Raw genomic sequence first — 24,576 nt, 5'->3', positions numbered from 1 at the left:
GCAGACAGCACCCATCATATGACGTATTGGGTCTGCCCGCGATCCTGCTGGTTTACGCTCAGACGAAGATAAAATCGTCAGATGTCAGCCCGTCGGCAGAGACACCGGCAACCAGAATGGTCTGGCCACCAAACGACATTTCCACCCCTGCGACGCCCTCGACCAGTGTGTCGGTGATGTTCAGCGCATCGACAAACCCCCGAAGCCCCGAACCCGGCGCATTCTCGACACCGGCCATGCGGAACCTGTCAACGCCGTCCTCGAAGCCGAGGATGGTGTCGGTTTCCCCATCGACGAACCCGTTAAAGATAAACAGATCCGCACCGGCGCCGCCGGTCATGGTGTCATTGCCTGTGCCGCCGTTGATCCGGTCATCGCCTGCACCGCCGTCGATCACGTCGTCACGCCCGCCGCCGGCAAGGAAATCATCGCCCGCGCCGCCTTCGACCGTGTCGTCGCCTTCGCCGCCGCCAATTGCGTCGTCGCCGTTCCCACCGACCAGTGAATCGCGTCCGGTGCCACCGCCAAGGGAATCGTCGCCATCACCGCCCAGAATTGTATCGTGGCCAAACGATCCGCCGATCGTGTCGTTGCCCGCGCCCCCATTAATGTAGTCATCGTCGCCGCCGCCCGCGATCACGTCATCGCCGTCGCCGCCAGAGATGCTGTCTCTGCCGGAACCGCCGCCCAGCGTGTCATTGCCGGCACCGCCCAAAAGCGTGTCATCGCCCAAGCCGCCACCGATGAAATCATTGCCTTCGCCGCCATCAACAAAATCGTTGCCGTCACCCGCCGCGATATTGTCGTCACCCAGCCCACCAAAGAGCGAGTCATTACCGCTGGCCCCGAGCACACCGTCATCGCCGCCGGCACCGTTCAAGGTATCGTTGCCATCGCCACCTTCGACCCGATCGTCACGCGGACCACCCGAAATGGAATCATTTCCGCTGGTTGCTGACGCGACCCGCACCATACCAGCCGTCGCACTAAGCATCTCTGCCGTGCCAAAGGCGTCAACATAGCTGACCCGCACCGACAGCACCGATCCGATGTCATCCGGTTGTGCCGTGTATGCGGTGGCAGAGGCACCCGGAATCGCGATCCCGCCCCGCAACCATTGGTACGAAAACGCCCCGAGCCCATCAGGATCTGCGATACTGCTCGTATCGGCTAACAGCGCTTTGCCTGCCTGCGCATCCCCGACGATCTGGACCGACCCGACCGGTGCGTCGTTGCTATTGAGGATCGCCGCAGTGGCGGCACTGGTCAGCGTTTCGGTGGTGCCACCACCGTCGATATAGGTGACCGTCACGCTGATGTTGCTGCCGACCTGCGCCTGCCCCGGTGTGTAGGTCCGGGCAGTTGCCCCCCCAACCGCGGCGCCATCGACATGCCATTGATAGACGAAACCGTCGCTTGGCACTCCGTCCGCATCGGTGATTGCGCTTGTGATCGCGGTCAGAACCTGATCCTCGAACGGCGAGCCCGCGATAGTCACGTTCCCGCCGGGCAGCGAATTCGGCGGTGGCAGGATCGTTGCCGTGCCCAACGTCCCCTGAGCGTTTCCGGTCAGGCTCGTCGGGAGCGGAGTGACCAGCGATAGCAGGAAGGTTTCCGCCGTCTCAACCGCACTGTCGGCCAGCACCGCAACATTCACTGCGGCCTGCGTTTGTCCAGGCTGAAAGGTGATCGACCCGGTGGAAGCGGTGAAATCGGCGCCCGAGGTCGCCGTCACACCGATGGTTTCGTAACTGATCGTTGTGGCCACATCAAAGGGACGCGATACCGCGATCTCAAACGTGGCAATCACCGGGCCGTCATCGTTTTCGACCACCTGCACATCAGAGACAAGGATCGCACGGTTCAGACCCACCCCGTCGTCATCCAGGATAAAGGCACCTGACTGCAGCACCGGGGCACCACCCGCCAACACGGCCCCGACCGGGTCATAAAGTTCGAGCGCCAGAGATTCATCCGCCTCGTCAAGCGAGTCACTGCTGACCCGCAGCGACATGGTGACTGAGGTAACGCCGGGCGCAAAGGTCACGGTTTCGGCCAGATCCGGGAAATCCGTCCCACCAACCGCCGTGACATCCGCAGCACGCACCCGCACGGTCACCGTGTCCGCCGCAGGTTCGGACAGCGTCAGGATCCAGTCGATCACGCCGCCATTGCCAAAAGGCACGGATTCGTCGGCGTTGCTGGACCTCACCGAGATACTGGGCAAACCGTCCGCACCATCATCGTCCAGAATGTCGGCGGTGCCCACGGCCCCTGCGCCGCGATCGCCCAACGCGGTCGTCGGCGTCACAACCAACTGAAAGAATTCCGAAACCTCAGGCATCAAATCCCCCGACACGGCAACATCGACAAAGGCACGGGTCTGCCCGGGCGCAAAGGTCAGCGTGCCCGAAGTGGCCACATAATCCGAACCGGCAACGGCGCTGCCATTCTGCGTCGCGTAAGCAAAGCTGATCGGCGTGTCGCTGCTGGGGCGCGAAATCATCACTTCGAAACGTGCCAGCGCCGTGCCGTCATCGCCCTCGATCAGAGTCGGGTTCGACACCAGCAGGCCACGGTCCAATCCGACGCCATCGTCGTCGATCAGGAAACTGCTGTTCGTCAGGGTTTTGGCCCCGCCCGCAAAGACCGCGCCGATGATATCAAAGAACTCGACCGTAAAGGCTTCGTCGTCCTCATCAATCGAATCGCTGACCGCGCCGAACAACCGCGTTTGCGACGTTTCACCCGGTGCAAAGGTCAGCGTGCCGCTGGTGCTGTTGAAATCGGTAATAGCAGTCGCGGTGGCGGGAATCGTGCGATAGCCGACGGTGACGGTGTCGGTTGCCGCCTCGGACAAAGTGGCGACGAACATCGCATTGCCGCCATTGCCGAACCGTATGGATTCCGGTGCGTTGCCCGACGAAACCGAGAACGTCGGCAAGGCGCCGCCCGCGTCATCGTCCAGGATAGTCAGTTCGCCCACAGCACCTGTGCCTCCATCCCCCAGCGCAGTGGTCGGGGTGACAACCAGCTGCACCAGCTCAGTCGGTTCGCTTGTGGTGTCGCCGTTCACTGTCACCGCAATGTTGGCATGTGTCTGCCCCGGCGCAAAGATGACGGTTCCCGACCGCGCAACATAGTCGCTGCCCGCAGCGCCACCTGCATCCTGAGTGGTATATTGAAACGCAAGCGCCACGTCCGAGGGGCGCGACAGGGTGACGTCAAAATTCGCGATTTGCGTTCCGCTATCGCCTTCGACAATAACCGGCGACGACACATGCAACCCGCGGACCTGCCCGACACCGTCATCATCATAAATAAAGGCGGTTTCGCGCAGCACCGGAGCGCCACCGGCAAATTCTGCGCCCACCGGGTCCGCGAGCTCAAGGAAAAAGCTCTCGTCGGGTTCGGCGTCACTGTCACTGACAACCTCGATATTGATCGCCGCCACCGTCTGCCCGATGGCAAAGGTTACTGTGCCACTGACCGCGGGATAGTCGTCATGTTTGGTCGCTGTGCCCTGATAGGTCCGGTAGTCGACCGTAACCACATCGGTCGCAGGTTCGGACAGCCGAATGACAAAGGTGGTAAGTCCGCCGTTGCCAAAGGCAATGGATTCCTGTGCGTTGTTGCCTTCGAACGAAATGGTCGGCAACGCGCCGCCGGCATCGTCGTCCAGAATGCGCGCCTCGCCCACCGCGCCGATACCGCCATCGCCGATGGAGTCATTGGTTTCCACGACCAACTGAAAGAATTCACTGGCCTCGATCTGCGTATCGCCCGAGATATTGATTGTGACCGGCACCCGCAACAATCCGGGCGCAAAGGTCACAACACCGCTTTGCGCCGTGTAATCCTGACCGGCCGTCGCAGAGCCGTCTTTGGTGCTGTAGGCAAAGCTGGTCGACGTCTCAAACGCTTGCGAGATCGAGACGTCGAAGATGGCCTGTTTGCTGCCGTTATCGCCCTCAACGATGATCGGAGACGACACCAGCAATGACCGGGTGTTGCCGATACTGTCGTCATCAAGGATAAAGTTCGTCGCCCGCAGAGTTTGCGCATCACCAGCAAAGAGTGCGCCGCCAGTGGGGTCAAAAAACTCCATCACCACAGATTCATCGGATTCCGCGACACTGTCGCTGGTGACGCGGAAATCAACGCTTTGGTTCAAATCTCCGGGTGCAAAAGTCACGGCGCCGACCCGCGTCGGTGTGTCCCTGTCCAACACAGCTGTGCCAGCAAAGAGCCGATACCCAACCGTAATGACGTTTGTCGATGCTTCGGAAAGATTCAAACCGAATTCTAGAAAACCACCGTTCCCGAATTGCACCGATTCGTCCGCAGGGGACGGCGAAACTGTTATAATGCTGACCATCTATAGCTCCGAAAATATGAATTGCTTGATATAGGCCAAGCTACATGCTGACTGGATTGCGTCAAGGCAAAGCCATCGCGAGCAAATTCGATTTCAAAGCCTGATCTAATATCCCAGCGTCTGAGTTTGGTTCTATCGATGGCTCACTGCAACAGAAAGGCGCCCCGATCGAGATATGTATCGAGAAACTGTTCAAGCCGGGGATTGCGCGGCGCGGCAAAAACCTTTTGCGGCGTATCGTGGAACAGCAGCTTGCCATGATCCAGAAAACAGACGTTGTTGCCGACCGATGCAGCAAATCCGATCTCATGGGTGACGACAACCATGGTCATGCCTTCGTCGGCCAGTGTGCGCATCACATTCAGCACCTCGCCAGTCAGTTCGGGGTCGAGCGCCGAAGTCGGTTCGTCAAACAGCATGATCGTCGGATCCAGCGCCAGAGCGCGGGCAATCGCCACCCGCTGTTGCTGTCCACCGGATAATTGCGAAGGGTAATGCCCGGCGCGCTCCTTAAGATCGACCTTTTCCAGTTGCGCCATGGCTTTGGCCTCTGCTTCGGCGCGGGGCATTTTGCGCACCCGCCGCAAGGAGGCGGCGACATTGCCGAGCGCTGTCATATGCGGCCACAGATTGAACTGTTGGAACACCATGCCAATCTTCGAACGCGCCTTGCGCAGTTCGGCCGCGCTCTGGCGCCGTCGCCCGTGGGGACCGGTGACAAAGCCCAGCGGTTCACCCTCGATCGTGATGGTGCCGCTGTTGGCCTCTTCGAGAAACGCCATACAGCGCAGAAGCGTCGATTTACCCGACCCTGACGGCCCGATCAAGCAGGACACCTGCCCGCGCGGCACCTCAAGGTTGATGTCGCGCAACACAACCGTGTCACCAAACTTTTTCGAGACGTTTTCGATGCGGATCGCGGGCTCGGTCATGTCAGGTTATACTCAGCTTTGAAAGTTTGCGTTCGGTGATCCGGCCCAGCAGATTCGCCAGTTCGACCAGCGCCCAGTAGACCAGTGCCAGAACGACGATGGATTCGACAAAGGCGTATTGCTGCGATCCGATAGCGCTGACCGTCATGGTCATCTCGGGCACCGTGATCAGAGACAAAAGCGCAGTCTCTTTGAGCAGGATCACGGTCATATTCAGCGAAGGCGGCAACACCAGCAGCGCCATTTCCGGCAGCAGCACATACAGGATGGTTTGGACGCGGCTGAAACCGACGCATTCCGCCGCCTCTACATGGCCGACCGGGACCGACTGATAACCGGCGCGGAAAATCTCGGAATAATAGGCGGCGCCATACAGGCTCAGCCCCAGCAACCCCGCCGTCACCGGATCAAGCCGCAGACCGATATAGGGCCCGCCGAAATACAGCAGAAAAATCTGCACCAGAAACGGTGTGCCGCGCAGTATTTCGACCGGGATCGACAGCAGAAGGTTTATCATTGGTCCGCCAAAACGGCGTGCCGTCGCGATTAGAAATCCAATGACCACCGCCAGCGCAGTTCCCGCAATCCACAACAGAATGGTGACGCCCAGCCCGGCTAGAATCTGCGGACCTTTGGCAAGGATGACAGCGAAATCAAAGCTCATTTGGCAGGCAACCCGGGCAATGCGTCTTCGGCCCGTCGGGCGAAAAAGGCAACGATCAGGTTGATCACCAGATAGATCAGCCCGGCAGAGGCAAAGATCGGCAGCGGTTGGTAGGTTGAGGCTGAGAGGTTCTGCGCCATCTTGGTCAGTTCGACCAACCCTACGACCGACACCAGCGACGATGCCTTGAGGATCAGGATTGCCTCATTCACCAGCGCCGGAAACGTCATGCGCAGGGCAATAGGCGTGCGGATCCAGAAAAAGCTTTGGATCCGCGAAAATCCGGCCATTTCCGCGCTTTCGATCAAGCCGACCGGCACCCCCTCGAAACCACCACGCAGGTTTTCCGCCTGATAGGCAGCTGTGCAAAGCGACAGGCCGATGACGGCAGTAGCGAGGCTGGGTAACGTGATTCCGATCACCGGCAACAGGTTGAAGATCAGCAAGAGCTGCACCAGCAGCGGCACGCCGCGAAAGAAGGAAATGAACACTCCGGCGCTGCGAAAGGCCCATCGGTTCCCCGACATCCGCATCGCAGACAGCAGAATGGCGATTCCAAGCCCGGCAAAGATCGAAATTGCGCTGACAAAAATCGTCATCAGCGACGCCTGCAGCAAGAGCTGGAACAGATACCAGGTCATCTATCTTAGGTCCGTTCCTGTTTCGGCGACATGCGTCTTAGACAAAGTCGCGGGGCGCGCGACACGCCCCGCAGCAGATAGAGCTGATATCAGATATTCGGCTCGGTTACATAGTCGGGCATGTCAAAGGTGGTGCCGAACCATTTCTCTTGTAGTGCTTCCATGCGGCCGTCTGCCTTCATTGCCAGCAGGATCTCGTCGATCTTGTCCATCAGGCTGGCAAATTCCGGCTCGATCCGACCCGGAAAACCGAAATATGTCGGCGTGCCAAAGGCAGGTGTCACGACCTTGAAGACTTCGGGGCGCTGGCTGGCCACAAAGGCGATGTTGGGCAGAGAATTGGCAACCGCCTCGATCCGGCCAGCGGCAAGGTCGGCGTAGGATTCATTGAACGAGACATATTCGCGATACTCAGTCGGTGGCGTATCGAGGGTGGCACCAAAGGTCTGAAGCTGTGCCAGTTGCGCCGTACCTGTACCCGATCCTACGGGTTTGCCCGCGATGTCGGCGGGTGCCGCGATGTCGCTACCCGCGCCAACCAGCAGGGCCACGGTGGCCTCGGCAATGGGCGAGGAAAAGCGGTAACGCTCCATCCGTTCCTTGGTGATGGTGGCGGGGCCTGCGACCACGTCGAAACGACCCGCTTCAAGTCCGGGCAGAACCCCGGTCCAGTCAAGGGTGATCCACTCGATCTCGACACCCATGTCTTTGCCGATCTCTGCATAGATCTCGGTATTGAGGCCGGTATGTGTGCCTGCATCAACAAAGTCGAACGGGGCAAAGGCCGTCTCGGTGCCGACCTTGAGCACGCCGGCCGCCATCACGCGTTCGAGCGCGTCCTGAGCCAGTGCCGGGACACCGGAACCGATGACAAAGGCCGCTCCTGCGAGGGCGGCAAGAATGTGCTTGCGCATGAATAATCTCCCTGTGCGCCTCGTGTGAGGCATCGTTGATGGTTTTCTGGACTGTACCGCGTCAGATGGCACAGCGATGCATTTGTGTACACAAATACCCATGAACAGTAAAATCAAGCGCTAATTAATTAGGACAACACTCCAGACCGCCCGTTAATTGTGCATATTTCCAAATCGCAGCGCAACCATCAGGCAGAGATCCGATCAGTTGATCCAATTCGTTTAGCAGTGTAACGATTTCGTCGGCAGATCCAGGCCCCGACTCGCACAGCACTTTTGCCAATGATTGCGGCAAATTCGGGCTTTGACGTCACCCGGCATTGTCTCCTCGCGCGGCGGCGTAGCGATTCACCGGAAAGGACAGACCAAGGTTTTCGCGCAGGGTCGCACCTTCGTATTCATCGCGGAACAGGCCCCGGCGTTGCAGCTCTGGCACCACAAGCCGGGTGAAATCGGCAAGGCTCGACGGCAGGGTCGGGCACATCAGGATGAACCCGTCTGCGGCTTCGGCCTCGAACCACTCCTGCATGTAATCCGCCACCTCGATATACGATCCGGTCAAACCGTTGCCGGTGTGACGTTGTGCATAGTGGGTGATCAGGTCGCGCAGGCTGTGGCCTTGCGAGACAAATTCCTTGACCTCAGCGAACATCGCGACCGATCCCTTGGCCTTGTCCGGCATCCGCTCCATTGGAAAGGGCGCGTCCAGATCCGCGCCGTGCAGGTCGGTTTCAAGAAACTCCTGCAACATCAGAAGCCCCACCTCGGGGTGCATGACGTCCACCATTTCCTGTGCACGAGCCTCGGCTTCGGCGCGGGTCTCACCAACGTTGATGACAATGCCCGGCATGATCTTGAGGTCAGATGGCGCGCGGCCGTATTTGGCCATGCGCGATTTCACATCTGCATAAAACGCCTTATTCTTGTCGATGTTGGACGCCAGTGAAAAAACGATCTCGGCGGTGCGTGCCGCCAATTCCTTGCCACGTTCCGACCCACCGGCCTGCGCAATCACAGGACGCCCCTGCGGCGTGCGCGCAATGTTCAGCGGCCCGCGGACCTGAAAGTGCGGACCAACATGGTCTAGCTGATGCAACTTGTCCTTGTCGTGGTAAATGCCGTTTTCGCGGTCCAGCAGCAGGGCATCATCCTCGAAACTGTCCCAAAGGCCCAGAACCACATCCAGGAATTCCTCTCCCCGGTCGTAGCGGTCGGCGTGCGGGTCCAGCCCCTTGCGATTATAGTTATAGCCGGTCTCGTCATGGTCCGATGTCACCACGTTCCAGCACATCCGCCCGCCCGAAATATGGTCAGCCGACGCATAGAGCCGTGCAATGTTGAAGGGCTCGTAATAACTGGTCGAGGCGGTGGCAACAAAGCCCAGCCGCTGGGTCACCATACTTAGCGCCGTGATGGCGGTAATGGGTTCGAACCGGTTCATCTTGGTCGGCTGACGCGCCAGTGCTTCGGGGTGGCCAACGGCGGCAGCGGGGCTGTCGGCAAAGAACATGAAGTCCAGTTTCGCCGCCTCGGAAATCTGCGCGACCTTGACCATATGGGTGATATCGTTGGCACCGTTTACGTCCGAACCGGGATGCAGCCAGGCGGCGGGATGAAACCCGAAGGTGTAGACAAAGGTTCCAAGCTTGAGCTTGTCGGTGCGCGCCATGTTAGGCCCCATTCTTATGCAAATACTGTCGTGACTATGCTCTGACGTTTTCGGCAGCGAAAGGCATCACGCCTGCGCAGGACGGGGATTTCGGCATCCTGCCCAGTGGATAAGCACAGGCATATGTCAGGGTTCGCCATCGCCGATCTTGCGCATCTCTTCTTCGAACTGGCGGCGCAACCGGCGTCGGGCCAGCGCCGATTGATGGCGCTTGCGCTCGATATCGGTGGTGATGTCCAGCTGCGGCACCTCGGCAGGGCGACCGTCCTCGTCGACCGCGACCATGGTAAAGTAGCACGAATTGGTGTGTCGCCGGGTGCCTTTGCGGATGTCCTCGGCCTCGACCCGGATACCGATCTCCATCGAGGTGCGACCGGCATGGTTTACGCTGGCCCGGAACGAGACGAGTTCGCCGACATTGATCGGCTCTTTGAACACGACCTGATCCACCGACAGCGTGACGGCATATTGCTGCGAAAACCGCGAGGCGCAGGAAAACGCCACCCGGTCCAACAGGTTCAACAGCGCACCACCATGCACCTTGCCACTAAAGTTGGCCATATCAGGCGTCATCAGCACCGTCATTTCAAGCTTGCGAGGATCCATCTGCGTCCCTAAGTCTGGCTGGCGTCTGGCAACCATAGCCAGGACATCGTCCTGCGCAACAGCTTCGTTTTACGTCTTGGCGCGCGCGAGACTTGATGGGCGTTGCGCCACGCAGCGCTTTCATAGGGGACAAGCGCGTTCCAGGTCAGGCACTGCCAATACCAACCCAGTTCAGGCGACGCAAAACCATGGGCCGCAAACCAGACGTAACGACAGCCAGAATTTTGACAGAAACGGCAATTTTTACCGAAGATTTCAACTAGGCCGGTAATTTCGTCCCGTCCAATTCCCCCCGGCTGGCAGTCAATCTGTGCGTCCGCGTTTTGACTGTGGCCATTTTCAGCCCCGAAAGAAGCCAGTTTCAGCCAGACCTTTTACCTATCCCCCTCGACTTTTCTTGCCAGATGACCGAACCCTGAAGGACAAACGCCGCACTGGCAGCCCGGCCCGGTCGGGACTGCCCTGGATCTCTGGGAGGAAACCATGATCAATCTGAAAACCGCATTTCGCGGATGTGCTGTCACGGCTGTGCTGGCAACAGCCCCGCTTGCTGCAAACGCACAGAATTTTGTCAACGTCCTGACGGGCGGCACCTCGGGTGTCTATTACCCGTTGGGCGTCGGACTGGCGAATATCTATGGTGAGAATATCGAGGGTGTGCGCACCCAGGTTCAGTCGACCAAGGCGTCGGTTGAAAACCTGAACCTGCTTCAGGATGGTCGCGGAGAACTGGCCTTTGCGCTGGGCGATTCCGTGGCCTTGGCTTGGGAAGGTAATGCTGACGTCGGATTTCCGGTCAAGCTCGACCGCCTGCGCGGCATCGCAGCAATCTATCCGAACTATATCCAGATCGTGGCCAGCTCCGAAAGCGGCATCACCGATTTTGCCGGCCTCAAAGGGAAGAGCCTGTCCGTGGGTGCGCCTGCTTCGGGAACCGAACTGAACGCACGTGCGATCTTTGGCGCCATGGATATGTCCTATGACGATCTGGGCAAGGTCGAATACCTGCCCTTCGCGGAATCGGTCGAACTGATCAAGAACCGCCAGTTGGATGCGACGCTGCAATCTGCCGGTCTGGGTGTGGCTTCGATCCGCGATCTGGCCTCGTCCCTGCCGCTGAACGTGGTGGCAGTTCCCGCCGACGTGGCTGCAACGCTGGGCGCGCCCTATGTTGCTGCGACCATCCCGGCAGGCACCTATGACGGCCAGACCGCAGACGTGTCGACCGTGGCTGTGTCCAACTTCCTCGTCACGCACGAGGGTGTCACCGATGAAGTTGCATATCAGATGACCAAACTGCTGTTCGAAAACCTCGACACGCTTGAGGCGTCACACAAGGCGGCGGCACAGATCAAACTTGAGAATGCACTGAGCGGCATGCCGATCCCGCTGCATCCCGGAGCCGAGCGGTTCTATCGCGAACAAGGCATGATCAACTGATCAGCCACTAAATCGGGGCCGCGACGTACCATGCGTCGCGGCCCTTTTTCCGCGTTCCGCAGACCGAGGATGCCATGTCAGATACAGCCACTCCACCTGCCCCCAAGGGCGGGCATGATTTCACCTTTGGCGCGGACGCGACCGGACGTGTCCTGTTCTGGATCGCCGTCGTATTTGCCACGTTCCAGATCGCCACGGCCGCGCATTTGATTGACCTGCCCAGTCAGATCACGCGCGCCTTTCACGTCGGATTTCTGACCCTGCTGGCATTCCCTGTTGTGGCTTACGGGCGCAGTGCCGGTCAGGCTGTGCGGACACTGGCCTGGGCCTTTGCGGCGGCGGGTGTCGCGGTCGCGCTGTATCAATGGTGGGAATATCAGCCGCTTATCCTGCGTGCTGGCCGCCCGCTGACGATGGATATCGTGTTCGGCGTCGTGGCGCTGGTCGTGGTCTTTTCCGCCGCCTGGTCGATGATGGGTCCTGCCCTCCCGATCATTGCGGGCGGATTTCTGGCCTACTGCCTGTTTGGCGAATATCTGCCCGCACCGCTGAACCATCGCGGCTATTCTTTTTCGCAGGTCGTGGATCACATGGCCTATGGGACCGAAGGGATTTACGGCATCCCAACGTATGTCTCATCAACCTACATCTTTCTGTTTATCCTGTTCGGCAGTTTTCTGGAACGCGCGGGTATGATCAAGCTGTTCACCGACGTGGCGATGGGTCTGTTCGGCCACCGTCAAGGTGGTGCCGCCAAGGTGGCCGTGGTGTCATCGGGGCTGATGGGTACGATTTCGGGGTCCGGCGTGGCCAATGTCGTCACCACGGGCCAGTTCACTATCCCGTTGATGAAAAAATTCGGCTATCGCGCCGCCTTTGCGGGCGGCGTGGAATCCACGGCGTCGATGGGGGGCCAGATCATGCCACCGGTGATGGGCGCAGTGGCGTTCATCATGGCCGAGACTCTGGACGTACCGTATGTCGAGGTGGTCAAGGCGGCGCTGATCCCGGCGATCCTGTATTTCGCCTCAGCCTTCTGGATGGTGCATCTTGAGGCCGGTCGCTATGGCCTGCGCGGCCTGAACCGGGCCGAGCTTCCATCGGCCGGCGCCGCAATCCGCGAGAACTGGATGCTGCTGGTGCCGCTGGCGGTGCTAATCTACCTGCTGTTTGGCGGCTACACGCCACTCTTTGCCGGGACCATCGGCCTGGGGCTGACCGTCTTGCTGATCCTTGGCGGGTCGGTTGTACTGGGTCTGCCTGCAGGGACGATGCGGGTGATCTTCTGGATGTGCCTCGGGCTGGTGGCGGCAGGTTTCCTGCAATTCGGGATCAATGTGCTGGTCGCGGCGCTGGTTGTTCTGATCGCATGGTGCGCGTTCAGCAAAGGCGGCCGTGAAACGCTAATCCTGTGCCGGGATTCGCTGGCCGAAGGGGCGCGGACCGCCCTGCCCGTCGGTGTCGCCTGTGCACTGGTCGGTGTGATCATCGGCACCATGACCCTGACCGGGGCTGCCAACACCTTTGGTCAGTTCATTGTGTCAGTCGGACAATCGAGCCTGTTTCTAAGCCTCGTTCTGACCATGTTCACCTGCATTCTGCTGGGCATGGGCATCCCGACGATCCCGAACTATATCATCACCTCGTCCATCGCCGGCCCGGCACTGCTGGCCCTGGGTGTGCCGCTGATCGTCAGTCACATGTTTGTCTTCTACTTTGGCATTCTGGCGGATCTGACGCCACCTGTGGCGCTGGCCTGCTTTGCCGCCGCACCAATCGCCAAAGAGAGCGGGCTGAAAATCTCGTTCGAAGCGATCAAGGTCGCCGCGGCCGGCTTTGTCATCCCCTTCATGGCAGTATACACACCGGCGCTGATGCTTCAGGCTGGTGGACCGCTGGCCGACTCCATCGGGTACTGGCCTGCCGTGGCTTACATCGTGGTTAAGGCGGTGCTGTCCATTGGCCTCTGGGGGGCTGCGGTGATCGGCTGGGTTGGTCGCCCGCTTGGCTGGCCGCTGCGCGCACTTGCTGTGGTTGCGGCCTTTACCCTGATCGCGGCGCTGCCAATGACGGACGAGATCGGCTTTGCCCTCGCGGCGGTGGTGATCGGTCTGATTGTTCTGCGCAATCGCAAGGCGGTCGCAGCGTGAACACCTGCCTGGCTGTCGGGGCCATGCTACTACACCTGTCCGGGCCAGAATTTACCCTGGCCTGGACGCATTCGGTCGAAAAGGTCGAATGGCAAGAAAGCTGGTTGATCAGCGATACCCGCCTCACGCTGCAATCCTCGCGGATCAAGGGATCGGGCGCCGGGATGGAGCCTGCACCCGACGCCGTTTTGCGCGATGGCTGGTGGGTGTCCAACAGCACGTTTACTGTGTCGTCGCTGACGCTTGCCGCGTCGGGTAGGACGGTCAGCCCATGGACCCTCTGCGCCGATGGCGCCTGCCACGAGATCGGCGCGCAGGCGCAGGCGCCCATCACGGTGGCCCCCTGCGGTGTCGTGACAGAACAGGCATTGATTTTGTCCAAGCGACTGCCAGACTAGGCCAGTCATGAAAACGCTGATCCGACCCAAATACGTGGCTGTTGTGCTATGCCTGTCGCTACTGTCTGCGACAGTGGCCGGGACTGTGGCGCTTCGCATCGCGCAGGCGCGATTGGCTGAACGGCTGGACCAGTCGCTGATCCTGACCCAGCGCGCCATCGCGGCAGAAATCGACCGCTTTCGCTATTTGCCGCAGGTCGCGGGCCATGACATCCGCATCAGCCGGGTCGTTACCGCGCCTGACACCCCCGCAACGATTGATGCCGCCAACCGCTACCTCGAAACGATAGCGGCGGAATCCGGTGCATCTCAGCTCTATTTACTGGACCAGTCAGGCACCACCATCGCGTCAAGCAACTGGAACGAGGCTGGCAGCTTTGTCGGCTATGATTACAGCTTTCGCCCCTATTTCGGCGATGCGATGCAGACGGGCCTTGGCCGTTTCTACGCCATTGGCGTCACCACCGGGCGTCCGGGGTATTTCATGTCAACGCGCATCGACCTGCCGGACGGGCACCGCGCCGTCATGGTGGTCAAGGTCGAGTTGCTGGAACTGCAACAGGCCTGGCGCAGCACCAACGCGCTGACCGCGCTGGTTGACGCAGATGGCATCGTGTTTCTAAGCGGTCAGGCCGACTGGCTCTATAAACCGCTATATAAGTTGCCCGCGCCCGCGCTCGAACGGATCCAGACCACGCGACGCTACGACGGCATATCGCTGACGGCAGACAACGCCCTGCTTGGCAGCGGCCAGCCTGACCTGTCTGCCCCCGGGCCGTTGCGTCTGGGTGATGATCGGCGGTTGGTGCGCAGCCTGCCGCTGCCGCAGGACGGTTGGATGATCCTGCTGGCCGGTACGCTGACCAATACACTGACCCTCGCCTGGAGCGTGGCGGCATTTTCGGCACTGGCGACGGTCGCGGCGTTTCTGCTGGGTCAGACGCTGATCCAACGGCGGCGACTGATCGGGATGCGGCTGCGGCAGGGGCGTTTGCTGGAGGCGCAGGTTGAACGGCGCACTCGCGAACTGGCACAGGAGGTCGACATCCGCATCGCCGCCGAGGCAGAGTTACGCAACACCCAAGAGGCGCTGATTCACGCCGAAAAAATGGCGGCCCTTGGCCGGATGTCGACCGCCATCGCGCATGAGATCAGCCAACCGCTGGCGGCGATGGAGGCGACACTGGCCGCCGCCGCCCTGCGCGCCCATCACAGCGATGAGGGCACCAGCACCCGTATCGAAACCGCCCGCAAACATATCCGGCGGATGCTGCGCACGATCAAACATCTCAAAAGCTTTGGCCGTCGGGAATCCGGCAGCCTGTCACGCATCCGCATCGACGCTCCGGTGGAAAACGCCATCGACCTTGTGCGGCACCGCGCGCAGGGGATGGGCGTCGAGGTCGTATTTTTCTCGCCGGATGGGGATGCGCCGGATGTCATGGCGGGCATGGTTCGGCTCGAACAGGTGTTTGTCAATCTGCTGCTCAATGCGCTGGATGCCCTGCTGCTGGAAAACGGCAAAACCCGGCCCGGCGGGCAGGTTCAGGTTTCCATGATCAGTGACAGCCAGCATGTGCAGGTCGCGGTAACAGACAACGGATCTGGCATCTCCTCAGACATCCTAGACAAGATTGGAGAGCCATTCTTTAGCAGCAAGCAATCGGGCGATGGTCTGGGCCTTGGCTTGTCGATCTGTCGCACGATCCTTGGGGAATTCGGCGGCACCATGCAGATCACCGCGTCCGATTCGGGCGGCACTCGCGTCACTGTGAGCCTGCCCCGCGCCACCATGCCAAGCGTCGCAGCCGCATGAGCCGCGCGCGGATCTGGGTTGTCGATGACGACAGCGATCACCGCATCGGGCTGTGCGATCTTATGGATGCTGCCGGGTATGATCCCGTCGGGTTTGAAAGCGGCCAGGAAGCGCTGAACGCACTGGGCGGGGACAGGCCGCAAATGATCCTGAGCGATCTGCGGATGCCCGGTCTGGACGGAATTGCCTTTCTTGAGGCCTTGCGCGGCCATGACTGCGACGTGCCCCTGGTGCTGTTGACCGGACATGGGGATGTCGGTCAGGCGGTGCGCGCCATGCAGGGCGGCGCGCAGGATTTTCTGGAAAAGCCTTATGACGCTGACCACCTGTTGACGGTTGTGGCGCGTACCCTGCAATTGTCGCGGCTGGAGGCAGAAAATGCCATACTGCGCCAAAGCCTGCGGATGCAGCATGGCGATCTGTTGGGCACCAGCACCGCGATTACGCTGGTGCGCGAAAAACTGACCCGGATCGGGCCACTGGATGTCGACGTCATCGTGCAGGGTGAAACCGGCACCGGCAAGGATCTGGCGGCGCGCCTGCTCCACCGCTCGGGCCGACGCGGGAATGGCCCGTTTGTGACCGTCAACTGCGCCAGCCTGCCCGAAACCGGAACCGAGGCAGACCTATTTGGCAAACTGCGCGATGACGGCAGCGATGTGACTGGGCGCATCGAACAGGCCGATGGCGGCACGCTGTTTCTTGATCAGATCGACGATCTTCCGCGCGGTCTGCAACCCAAGCTGCTGCGCCTGCTGCAAACCCGCGTGGTCGAACCGGTTGGTGGCGGCGCGCCGCGCGGCGTCGATATTCGCGTCATCGCGGCCTCTGGCACCGATCTGCGCGACCAGATCGCCCTAGGCCAGTTCCGCGAAGATCTGTTTTATCGCTTGGCCGGGGTTGAAATCACCCTGCCCGCCCTGCGCGAAATGCCTGCGGACATTCCCGAACTCTATGCCCATTTCATGCAACAAGCTGCCACGCGCCATGACCTGACGGCGCCGGGCCTGAGTTTTTCCGAACGCAAGGCCTTGCAACGGCACCATTGGCCGGGAAATTGCCACGAACTGCGTCAGGCCGCCCAACGTCAGGTGCTGGGGCTGGGCGGCACGGGGGCGGTCACAGCCATCACCCAGACCGGCACACTGCGCGAAAAGGTCGAACAATTCGAGGCGCTTGAAATTGCGCGAGTGCTGGATCAGTGCCACGGCAACACCGCCGCCGCCGCGGCTCAGCTTGGGATTCCGCGCCGGACTTTGAACGCCAAGATCCAGCGCAGCGGATTGCGGGACAGAGACGCCGGACCAGATTGACCCCGACGACTGCGCCACCTCCTACCACACCTATGGCGACGACGGTTGGACCGCTATCTCACTTTGTGCGGTCAGGGCGACGCCCTTAGCCAGAGGGAATTTCTCCAACGTTTTTAGGCACATGATAGCCTTTTTGCACCGCCTTGCGCTGCAAAAGACGCTGATACCAGGCGCGAACGTTGGGATGGTCGGCCAGATTGACCTGATGCCACTCATAGCGCGACACCCAAGGCCAGCAGGCCATGTCGGCAATCGAATAGTCGGCGCAGATGAATTCCCGCCCCTCTAGTCGCGTGTCCAGCACCTTGTAAAGCCGGGCAACCTCGGCCCGCAACCGGTCTTCGGTATGGGGCGCCTTGCCGGGGTTGTTGCGCAAATAATAATGCGCCTGACCGCACATCGGACCAAGTCCGCTCATTTGCCACATCAGCCATTCCATGACTTCGGCCCGCGCCATTGGATCCGTCGGCAGAAACTTTCCGTATTTTTCAGCGAGGTAGATCAGGATCGCACCGGTTTCCATCACCGATAGCCCGGTATCCTGATCCACGATCACCGGGATCTTGTTGTTCGGACCAATGCTCAGGAACTCAGGGGTGTTCTGTTCGCCCTCTTGGATATTGACCGGATGCACGGCATAGTCGATGCCCAATTCTTCGAGCATGATCGAAATTTTGCGCCCATTGGGGGTGGTCCAGGTATAAAGGTCAATCATCAGGCGTTTCCTTATTGTAGATATTCATGGCCCTATCCGCGCAGTCTGTTTGGCGTTCTCAAAGGCGACGGGATCAAGTGGTCGCCGTGCTGAGACCTTGGGCGGTTGCCCCGGACAACGTTTGGGTCGGTGTCAGCGCCTGTTGATCAACAACCAATTCGATCAGATAGCCACCCGCCGCGCCGCGGGCCCGTTCGAGCGCCGCCGGGAAATCCGCCGTGACGGTCACACGCTCCCCCTTGATACCAAAGGAGGCGGCATAAGCGACAAAATCGGGATTCCACAAATCGGTGGCCATCGTGCGATCCGGGTGGTGGCGCTCTTGATGCATGCGGATTGTGCCCGACATGCCGTTGTTGACCACCAGATAGATCACGTCGGCGCCGTATTTCCGCGCCGTGGCCATTTCCTGCGCGGTCATCAAAAAGCATCGGTCCCCGGCGACACTGATAACGGGTCGTTCCGGTGCGATAATCTTGGCCGCGACAGCAGCGGGCACGGAATAGCCCATCGAACCGCTGGTTGGTGCCAGTTGCGTGCGATACGCGCAATGACGGTGGAACCGGTGCAGCCAAACGGTATAGTTCCCTGCCCCGTTGGTGAATATGGTATCCTGGGGCATCGTGCTGGTGATTTGCGCAATCACCTGGCCCATGTTCAGATCCCCCGGCACGTCGGTTGGCTGCTGAAACGCCTCGTATTCTGCGCGCTGCCCTGCAATCCAATCGGCGCGGCGTGCTTTTCCGTCACCATCGGGAAGCGCGCTCAGCGCCTCGAAAAACGCGGCGGCACCGGACTGGATCGACAATGCCGGGTTGTAGACATGGCCCAGATCCTCGGCCCCTGGATGCACATGCACAAACGCCATCTGCGGATCGGGAATGTCGATCAGAGAATAGCCCTGTGTTGTCATCTCACCCAGCCGGGATCCGACAACGATCAGCAGATCGACCTCTTCGGCAATCCGTTTACGCAGGGTCGGAATCGGCGCAATTCCCAGCACACCAACATAGTTGGGATGTGCGTTGTCGACATAATCCTGGCAGCGGAAACTGGTGACAACCGGCAGGCCCATGCGTTCGGCAAAGTCCATCGCGCGTTGTGCGGTTTCCGCGCTCCATCCCGGACCACCCACCACCATCATCATCGGGTTCTGCGCCTGCGCCAGACGCGCGCCCAGATCGGCAATCGCCGCAGGGGTCGGCGCGGATACCGCATGCTGCGTCGGGGTTAAGTCAGCAACCGCAACCGCGTCGGTCAACATGTCCTCGGGCAGCGCCAGAACCACCGGCCCCGGCCGACCGGAGAGCGCGGTTTTCCATGCACGCGACATGTATTCGGGAATGCGGCTGGCGTCGTCAATCTGCGCCACCCATTTCGCCATCTGCCCGAACACCTGCCGGTAGTCCATCTCTTGAAAGACTTCGCGATCCGCCATGTCGCGCCCAGCCTGACCGATCAGCAAAATCATCGGCGTGGAATCCTGAAACGCAGTATGCACCCAGTTCGAGGCGTTGGTCGCCCCCGGCCCGCGCGTCACAGCACAGATCCCCGGTTTGCCGGTCATCTTGCCATAGGCATCGGCCATATTGGCCGCGCAGCCTTAGTGACGGCACACAACGGTGCGAATGTGATCTGTGTGATCAAAGAGCCCGTCAGCAGATCAAGAAAACTCTCTCCCGGAACGCAAAAGACGGTATCGGCGCCAAGTACCCTGAGCTGATCAGCAAGGATATGCCCGCCCGTGCGAAGCGAAAGGTTGTCAGCCATGATCATGAGTTCCCGTGTTATTTCAGACATTTGCGCTCAGATAATGCGCTGCCATATCAGGAATTCTTTGGCCTCGCTATAAATTACGCGGGCTTTGGACTGGATCGTTTCTTGGCACCAGGGGATGTGGTACGACACTGTCCCCAATCGCATGGCAGTGTGCCGGTTTAATTGCCTTGATCTATGGGCCCTGATGTTGGCGGCGCAATCGCGTGGATAGCAAGGTTACTATGACCATCCAAACAGGTGTCTGCAATGTCGCCCTTGTAATGCGGAGCGCGGCCTTTCGGCGCGGCAAACAGATCGCCGCGCCAAAGGGTCAGACCGCTGACGGCATCAGCATTCGTGGCAACCACAGTGCAATTTCAGGCACCAGCATGATCAGCAGCATGATCAGCAGCATCGGGATCAGAATGATGACCACATCGCGCATCACCTGCACCACGTTCATGCCGCCAATCGACGCGGAAATCAGCAAACACAGCCCGTAAGGTGGTGTCACAAGTCCGAAGGCCAGTGAGATGATTCCGATCACCGCAAACACCACCGGATGGATATCCGCCGCCGCCGCCACCGGCAGCAGAACCGTGCCAAGGATGATGATTGTCGGAATCGCGTCGATGAACAGTCCGAACAGCAGAAACAGCCCGGCGATCACAAGCGATGTTCCGAACATCCCCAGATCATAGCTGGTCAGCATTTCAACAATCAGCCGCGGCACCTTGAAGAATGCCAGTAGCCAGCCGAACGCTGATGCCGTCCCGATCGCAAAGAGCGAGATCGACGCAAAGCGCCCGGTGTCATAAAAGATCTGTCCAAGGTCGCGGATCGAGACAGTGCGATAGACGAACAACCCCAGGATAAGCGCATAACCAGCTGCAATAATTGCGCTTTCTGTCGGGGTAACGATGCCGCCCACAATTCCGCCAATCACCAGAACCGGCGTCAGCAATGCCAGAAACGATCCGCGCAGCGCCTCCCAGAACTCAGCAAATGTCGGGCGCCCGGCGGTGGGATAATCATAGACCTTGGCGTAGCCATAGACCGTGGCCAGCAGCGCGAGGCCAATCATTATTCCAGGGACGGCTCCGGCCAGAAACAACGCGCCGACCGATACCTGCATCACGCCACCCCACACCACCATCAGGATGCTCGGCGGAATGATAACCCCCATGACTGACGAACAGGCGGTGATGGCAATGGCGAACCGGGTATCAAAGCCTTCTTTGACCATGGCCGGGATCAGGATCTTGCCACAGCCGGCCGCGTCAGCGGTCGACGACCCCGAAATACCGGCAAACAACATCGATACGGCGACGTTGACATGGCCCAACCCGCCCGGCATCCAGCCGGTCAACACCCGCGACAGGTCAATCAGCTTGTCGGTGATCTTGCCCGAGTTCATCAGGTTCGCAGCCAGCAGAAAGAACGGCACCGCCAGCAGGATAAAAGAGTTGTACGACTGAAACATCCGGTCCAGCACGATGAACGGCGTCAGCCGCACATCCATCAGAACAATCGGAATCGTCGCCAGCCCCAGCGCAAAGGCCACCGGGATGCGAATGGCAACCAGCACCAGAAAAGAGCCGATCATGACGCTACAAGCGAGCCCCGTTGAAACGATCATTGCGCGGCACTCCCCGGCATACGGTATTCCCTGAAAACTTCGACCAGCCGATAGCCGGAAAAGATGGCCCAGACCGCACCGGCAATCGGTACCGAGACATGCGTCAGCGCCATATTCGCGCTCATCATGACCGAATGCTGAATTGCGCCAAATTTTGTGTATTCAATGCCATACCAGGCAAAAAGCACCCCAAAAAAGCAGATCAACACCAGCACCAGTCCCTTTTGCAACAATATACCCAACCGGCTTTTGGCGTCTGGCAATACGCGCACATCGAAATGTGTGCCGTCCCACACCGCGATCATAGAGCCGATCATGATGACCCAGACAAAGATGAATGTGGCCAGTTCTTCGGTCCACAAATAGACCGGGATCAGACCCGTGTAACGCGCGATCACCTGTGCCCCGACCGGCAGTGCCAGCGCCACCATCAGACCCCCGATCAGTACGCGCAGCCCCAAGCAGAACCGCTCTAGAACAATTCCCAACGTCGCTCCCCCCTTACGGATTATTGCCATCCGGGTCAGTTCCGCAAATGGCAAGACACCCCAGGTTTTTGCCGGGGTGTCCCTGATCGGTTGATTTACTTCGCGCGAATTGCGTCCAAAAGCTCGGTTGCGCCCAGTTCAGCCGCATAGGCGTCCTGCACCGGAATCACCATTTCGAGCAGCTTTTCACGGCCTTCGAACTCGGTGACCATGACCTGACCAGCGTCGATCATTTCCTGCATCTTTTCACCGTCCTGACGGCTTTCCAGCTCGCGACCAAATGCACCAGCCTTGGCTCCGGCCTCTATCACGATGGCTTGAAGGTCCTCGGGCAGCTTGCGGAACGTCTTGCCGCTCATCACCACCGGACGCACTGTAATAGCGTGCTTGGTCAGGGTGATGTTGGGGGCAACTTCGTAGAACTTGAGGTTCTGGATCGAGGCGGCCTCGTTCTCAAATCCGCCGATCACGCCGGTTTGGATGGCATTATAGACCTCGTTATAGGCAATCACCGACGGCGCCGCCTGGATCGACGCGAAAATCTGCGCCTGAATCGGCGCACCCATGACGCGCATCTTGTGGCCGGTCAGCTCGTCGATGTTGTGGATCGGTTCAGCCGAAGCCAGGTTGCGCACGCCACCGCCGGCATAACCGATGATCTTGATGTCAGCCTTTTCGTACAACAAATCTTCGAGCGGCTTAAGCACGTCGCTCGACAGGACTGCGTTCCAGTGATCCAAATCGCGGAACAGGAACGGCATATCCATCAACGGAATCGACGGGGCAAAAACCGCCATATTCGACGGTGCCATGACGGCATAGTCAATCGCAACACCCTGTTGAAGGAAGGTGACAAAATCGCTCTCGTCGCCCAATTCGCCGTTCAGGTGAATTTCGAATTCGATATCGCCCTCATACGCGTCCCCGATCAATTTCTCGAGTTCGCGCAGGGTCTTGGTATAGGCGTGCTCCTCATCAAAAAGGCTGGCACCCCGCAATTGAATCGTGTCGGCCTGAGCGGACTGAGCGGCGACGGCCAGAGTGGCCACCACCGTTGCGCCTTTGAGCAGTGCGCGTGCTGATTGAAGTATTTTCATTTTACTCCTCCCTGTCTTTGTCTGATAAAATTCCTCGCATGCCGATCCCTATGTTTGGGGAATCCTCCTCCCCAAAACCTCACCTGACAGCCGCGAACTCAAAAAGCTTAGCATTCGGAAATGTAGTATACCAGTTCTTTTATTTTTAATTAAACTCAGTATGTTATATCTTATATAGATGATGCTCCTTGAGGACATGGCGATCCCAACGCAGAACGATCACGGGTTTTTGAAGCGCCGATTCCTGGTCAACAGGTAACGCAGCGGAACGCCTTCATACCCCGCACTGAGTATCCGAACCAAATCGAGCACGTTTTCGTGGTCAGAAAGCCAGTGACAGGCTGCCCCGGGCCGGGGGATCAGGTCAAATCGGGTTCAAAATAATCCGAATTGTTTTGCATGATCGCCGCAATGGTATCATCCAGCCGCGACAGATGCAGCGTGCTGACATTCACCGCCGTCTCTGCGTCGCCACGGACAACGGCGCTTGCAATCGCCGTATGATCGTCAAGCAATTGCGGCATCCGATCCTCTCTCGAGAGCCCCAGAACGCAGAGGCGATCAACCTTGGCCTTTTCAGTCGAGATCACGTCAAACGCGAACTCAAGACCCGCAATCTCGCATAGGGTACGGTGAAAACTGTAGTCGAGGGCGCTGAATGCCTTGAAATCGGCCGTCTCCATGGCGGAACTCTGATCATCAAGGCTCCGTTTCAGCGCCTTTGCTCCGGATGTGTCGCACACTGCAGATGCTTGCCGCAGTACAGCCGCTTCGATCGCCGCGCGTACAAAGCGGGACTTTTCAATCTGACGCACCGAAAACCGTCGCACTTCGGTCGCCCTTTTGGGGCGGATCAACAGGAAGCCTATGGCGTCCAGTCGGTTGAACGCATCGCGCACGGGCTGACGTGACACGCCGTATTTCTCGGCGATATCGACTTCGGAAATTTTTTCGCCCGGCATCAGGCGAAGCAACGCGATCTCGGTATAGAGATCATGGAAGATCTTGTTGACCTTCGTTCGCTGAACATCAATCCGGTTCAGACGGGCCATGTCGTTTCCTTTTGCACGTTGGATCGGGTAGCAATTTTTCAGCACTAACGCCACAAAAATACCCGCGATCACGCCGCACGTGCGGACGCCCCCGCATGTCCACATTGCAGGGGCATCCGGCTTGCGACAGAAATTCATCCGCGAGGCGGTTGATACGTTGCGACGCAACCCGTCATACCTGAGATCAGAAACGGCCCCGGCGTGAAGCAAGCCCATTGAACCCGCCTGCAAACGCGCCTATATTGGGCGTGTCTGGCAACAGACTATGAACATAAACGCGCTCGTAATACGCGGATCGGACCCGGGGGCGGTACCCGGCCACTCCACCAATACCCCCGCTCATTTGGCGGCCTTGGGGTGGAAATAGGATCGACGAACGTCTAAAGGGGTTAGCTTTGTTTCGGCGGTCTGCCACCGTTACCGGCGAAAACAGTACAATTGCAAATGACAATCGTGCTCCGATGGCTCTTGCCGCGTAAGCGGTCGGAAATATCGAAACTTAAGCCCTTGCGCCTAGCAGCGTAAGGCGGGGTTCGCAGGCACCTGGCAACAGAAGCCTGCACAACGCCAAACCCGTGAGGGATTCATGTCGTGAATCCAGGATGGCGGCTACGCGACATCAGCGGCCATTGAACTATAGGGCCTCCCTACAACGAAGCGCTCAGGCGCCGCAGACCCCTGACGATCCATTGACCGGAAGGATATCGCGACGCGCTGTCCCGAGAGACTGGTATGACCCAGAAATGATCTGGGATTTGCGCCATCAGGCAAGCGCGGTCGGAAGCAGACCTACAGTGAGGCAGCTCTTCAGACATACCGGACAATAAAAATGTTGTTCGGCACGGCGCTACGTCAGGCCACGAGCTTCGTCGAGAACCTGCTGCAGGTGGTCGGCCTGGACTGAGC

General features: G+C 59.4%; 18 protein-coding genes, 1 other RNA gene and 1 pseudogene. 7 read left to right on the top strand and 13 right to left on the bottom strand.

The window, feature by feature from the left end; translation table 11 throughout:
- Positions 1 to 58: 58 nt before the first annotated feature.
- The 7 genes from IMCC21224_RS09635 to IMCC21224_RS09605 all read right to left on the bottom strand — a co-directional run bounded on the left by IMCC21224_RS09635 (position 59) and on the right by IMCC21224_RS09605 (position 9,804).
- The gene (locus IMCC21224_RS09635) at positions 59 to 4,378 is read right to left on the bottom strand and encodes a Calx-beta domain-containing protein (protein ID WP_047995172.1); all 4,320 of its coding nucleotides are present in this window, start codon (positions 4,376 to 4,378) and stop codon (positions 59 to 61) included.
- 143 nt (positions 4,379 to 4,521) lie between these two features.
- Positions 4,522 to 5,310, bottom strand: a complete 789-nt coding sequence (locus tag IMCC21224_RS09630) for an amino acid ABC transporter ATP-binding protein (protein ID WP_047995171.1) — start codon at positions 5,308 to 5,310, stop codon at positions 4,522 to 4,524.
- A 1-nt stretch (position 5,311) separates the two neighbouring features.
- Complete coding sequence (locus IMCC21224_RS09625; protein ID WP_047995170.1) at positions 5,312 to 5,974, bottom strand: amino acid ABC transporter permease; 663 nt, start codon at positions 5,972 to 5,974, stop codon at positions 5,312 to 5,314.
- On the bottom strand, positions 5,971 to 6,615 hold the full coding sequence (locus IMCC21224_RS09620) for an amino acid ABC transporter permease (protein WP_047995169.1): 645 nt from the start codon (positions 6,613 to 6,615) through the stop codon (positions 5,971 to 5,973). Before IMCC21224_RS09620 ends, IMCC21224_RS09625 begins: the two co-directional genes overlap by 4 nt.
- Positions 6,616 to 6,704: 89 nt before the next feature.
- Positions 6,705 to 7,529: a transporter substrate-binding domain-containing protein gene (locus IMCC21224_RS09615; RefSeq protein WP_047995168.1), complete on the bottom strand. Its 825-nt coding sequence runs from the start codon at positions 7,527 to 7,529 to the stop codon at positions 6,705 to 6,707.
- Positions 7,530 to 7,839: 310 nt separating this feature from the next.
- Complete coding sequence (locus IMCC21224_RS09610; protein ID WP_047995167.1) at positions 7,840 to 9,198, bottom strand: LLM class flavin-dependent oxidoreductase; 1,359 nt, start codon at positions 9,196 to 9,198, stop codon at positions 7,840 to 7,842.
- Positions 9,199 to 9,324: 126 nt separating this feature from the next.
- Complete coding sequence (locus IMCC21224_RS09605) at positions 9,325 to 9,804, bottom strand: acyl-CoA thioesterase (RefSeq protein ID WP_047995166.1); 480 nt, start codon at positions 9,802 to 9,804, stop codon at positions 9,325 to 9,327.
- 483 nt (positions 9,805 to 10,287) lie between these two features.
- Between IMCC21224_RS09605 and IMCC21224_RS09600 the strand changes: the two genes are divergently transcribed.
- From IMCC21224_RS09600 to IMCC21224_RS09580, 5 genes are all read left to right on the top strand, one after another.
- Positions 10,288 to 11,244 (top strand): TAXI family TRAP transporter solute-binding subunit, encoded by a 957-nt coding sequence (locus tag IMCC21224_RS09600; RefSeq protein ID WP_047995165.1) that lies wholly within the window; start codon positions 10,288 to 10,290, stop codon positions 11,242 to 11,244.
- Positions 11,245 to 11,318: 74 nt separating this feature from the next.
- Positions 11,319 to 13,394, top strand: a complete 2,076-nt coding sequence (locus tag IMCC21224_RS09595) for a TRAP transporter permease (protein ID WP_047995164.1) — start codon at positions 11,319 to 11,321, stop codon at positions 13,392 to 13,394.
- Positions 13,391 to 13,792, top strand: coding sequence for a DUF1850 domain-containing protein (locus IMCC21224_RS09590; protein WP_197089190.1), 402 nt, complete (start codon positions 13,391 to 13,393; stop codon positions 13,790 to 13,792). The genes IMCC21224_RS09595 and IMCC21224_RS09590 overlap by 4 nt, the downstream gene beginning before the upstream one ends.
- A 7-nt stretch (positions 13,793 to 13,799) precedes the next feature.
- Positions 13,800 to 15,608, top strand: coding sequence for an ATP-binding protein (locus tag IMCC21224_RS09585; RefSeq protein WP_047995163.1), 1,809 nt, complete (start codon positions 13,800 to 13,802; stop codon positions 15,606 to 15,608).
- Positions 15,605 to 16,921 (top strand): sigma-54 dependent transcriptional regulator, encoded by a 1,317-nt coding sequence (locus IMCC21224_RS09580; protein ID WP_047995162.1) that lies wholly within the window; start codon positions 15,605 to 15,607, stop codon positions 16,919 to 16,921. The genes IMCC21224_RS09585 and IMCC21224_RS09580 overlap by 4 nt, the downstream gene beginning before the upstream one ends.
- A gap of 85 nt (positions 16,922 to 17,006) precedes the next feature.
- On the opposite strand, the gene IMCC21224_RS09575 is transcribed toward IMCC21224_RS09580, so the two are convergent.
- From IMCC21224_RS09575 to IMCC21224_RS09550, 6 genes are all read right to left on the bottom strand, one after another.
- The gene (locus tag IMCC21224_RS09575; protein ID WP_047995161.1) at positions 17,007 to 17,636 is read right to left on the bottom strand and encodes a glutathione S-transferase family protein; all 630 of its coding nucleotides are present in this window, start codon (positions 17,634 to 17,636) and stop codon (positions 17,007 to 17,009) included.
- Between the two features lie 73 nt (positions 17,637 to 17,709).
- Complete coding sequence (locus tag IMCC21224_RS09570; RefSeq protein WP_369796017.1) at positions 17,710 to 19,224, bottom strand: thiamine pyrophosphate-dependent enzyme; 1,515 nt, start codon at positions 19,222 to 19,224, stop codon at positions 17,710 to 17,712.
- Positions 19,225 to 19,725: 501 nt separating this feature from the next.
- Positions 19,726 to 21,033: a TRAP transporter large permease gene (locus IMCC21224_RS09565; RefSeq protein WP_047995160.1), complete on the bottom strand. Its 1,308-nt coding sequence runs from the start codon at positions 21,031 to 21,033 to the stop codon at positions 19,726 to 19,728.
- Positions 21,030 to 21,551, bottom strand: coding sequence for a TRAP transporter small permease (locus IMCC21224_RS09560; RefSeq protein ID WP_082135171.1), 522 nt, complete (start codon positions 21,549 to 21,551; stop codon positions 21,030 to 21,032). The genes IMCC21224_RS09565 and IMCC21224_RS09560 overlap by 4 nt, the downstream gene beginning before the upstream one ends.
- Positions 21,552 to 21,616: 65 nt before the next feature.
- Complete coding sequence (locus tag IMCC21224_RS09555) at positions 21,617 to 22,618, bottom strand: TRAP transporter substrate-binding protein (RefSeq protein ID WP_047995158.1); 1,002 nt, start codon at positions 22,616 to 22,618, stop codon at positions 21,617 to 21,619.
- A 359-nt stretch (positions 22,619 to 22,977) separates the two neighbouring features.
- Entirely contained in the window at positions 22,978 to 23,670 is a 693-nt protein-coding gene (locus tag IMCC21224_RS09550) for a GntR family transcriptional regulator (protein ID WP_047995157.1), read from the bottom strand.
- A gap of 211 nt (positions 23,671 to 23,881) precedes the next feature.
- On the opposite strand from IMCC21224_RS09550, the gene ssrA reads away from it, so the two are divergent.
- Together ssrA and IMCC21224_RS27020 are read left to right on the top strand one after the other, a co-directional pair.
- Positions 23,882 to 24,234, top strand: a transfer-messenger RNA (tmRNA) gene (gene ssrA, locus IMCC21224_RS27025).
- Positions 24,235 to 24,306: 72 nt separating this feature from the next.
- Positions 24,307 to 24,571, top strand: a pseudogene (locus IMCC21224_RS27020) (transposase); the annotation flags it as partial.
- Between the last annotated feature and the right edge of the window lie 5 nt (positions 24,572 to 24,576).

It is taken from the genome of Puniceibacterium sp. IMCC21224 (assembly GCF_001038505.1).
Lineage (GTDB): Bacteria > Pseudomonadota > Alphaproteobacteria > Rhodobacterales > Rhodobacteraceae > Puniceibacterium.
Note: the sequence above shows the minus strand (reverse complement) of the source record. Positions and strands in the feature narration are given on the sequence as shown.

Coding starts and splice junctions, on each gene's coding strand:
- IMCC21224_RS09635 (WP_047995172.1), bottom strand. CDS start 4,378: ATGGTCAGCATTATAACAGTTTCGCCGTCCCCTGCGGACGAATCGGTG.
- IMCC21224_RS09630 (WP_047995171.1), bottom strand. CDS start 5,310: ATGACCGAGCCCGCGATCCGCATCGAAAACGTCTCGAAAAAGTTTGGT.
- IMCC21224_RS09625 (WP_047995170.1), bottom strand. CDS start 5,974: ATGAGCTTTGATTTCGCTGTCATCCTTGCCAAAGGTCCGCAGATTCTA.
- IMCC21224_RS09620 (WP_047995169.1), bottom strand. CDS start 6,615: ATGACCTGGTATCTGTTCCAGCTCTTGCTGCAGGCGTCGCTGATGACG.
- IMCC21224_RS09615 (WP_047995168.1), bottom strand. CDS start 7,529: ATGCGCAAGCACATTCTTGCCGCCCTCGCAGGAGCGGCCTTTGTCATC.
- IMCC21224_RS09610 (WP_047995167.1), bottom strand. CDS start 9,198: ATGGCGCGCACCGACAAGCTCAAGCTTGGAACCTTTGTCTACACCTTC.
- IMCC21224_RS09605 (WP_047995166.1), bottom strand. CDS start 9,804: ATGGATCCTCGCAAGCTTGAAATGACGGTGCTGATGACGCCTGATATG.
- IMCC21224_RS09600 (WP_047995165.1), top strand. CDS start 10,288: ATGATCAATCTGAAAACCGCATTTCGCGGATGTGCTGTCACGGCTGTG.
- IMCC21224_RS09595 (WP_047995164.1), top strand. CDS start 11,319: ATGTCAGATACAGCCACTCCACCTGCCCCCAAGGGCGGGCATGATTTC.
- IMCC21224_RS09585 (WP_047995163.1), top strand. CDS start 13,800: ATGAAAACGCTGATCCGACCCAAATACGTGGCTGTTGTGCTATGCCTG.
- IMCC21224_RS09580 (WP_047995162.1), top strand. CDS start 15,605: ATGAGCCGCGCGCGGATCTGGGTTGTCGATGACGACAGCGATCACCGC.
- IMCC21224_RS09575 (WP_047995161.1), bottom strand. CDS start 17,636: ATGATTGACCTTTATACCTGGACCACCCCCAATGGGCGCAAAATTTCG.
- IMCC21224_RS09570 (WP_369796017.1), bottom strand. CDS start 19,224: ATGGCCGATGCCTATGGCAAGATGACCGGCAAACCGGGGATCTGTGCT.
- IMCC21224_RS09565 (WP_047995160.1), bottom strand. CDS start 21,033: ATGATCGTTTCAACGGGGCTCGCTTGTAGCGTCATGATCGGCTCTTTT.
- IMCC21224_RS09560 (WP_082135171.1), bottom strand. CDS start 21,551: ATGGCAATAATCCGTAAGGGGGGAGCGACGTTGGGAATTGTTCTAGAG.
- IMCC21224_RS09555 (WP_047995158.1), bottom strand. CDS start 22,618: ATGAAAATACTTCAATCAGCACGCGCACTGCTCAAAGGCGCAACGGTG.
- IMCC21224_RS09550 (WP_047995157.1), bottom strand. CDS start 23,670: ATGGCCCGTCTGAACCGGATTGATGTTCAGCGAACGAAGGTCAACAAG.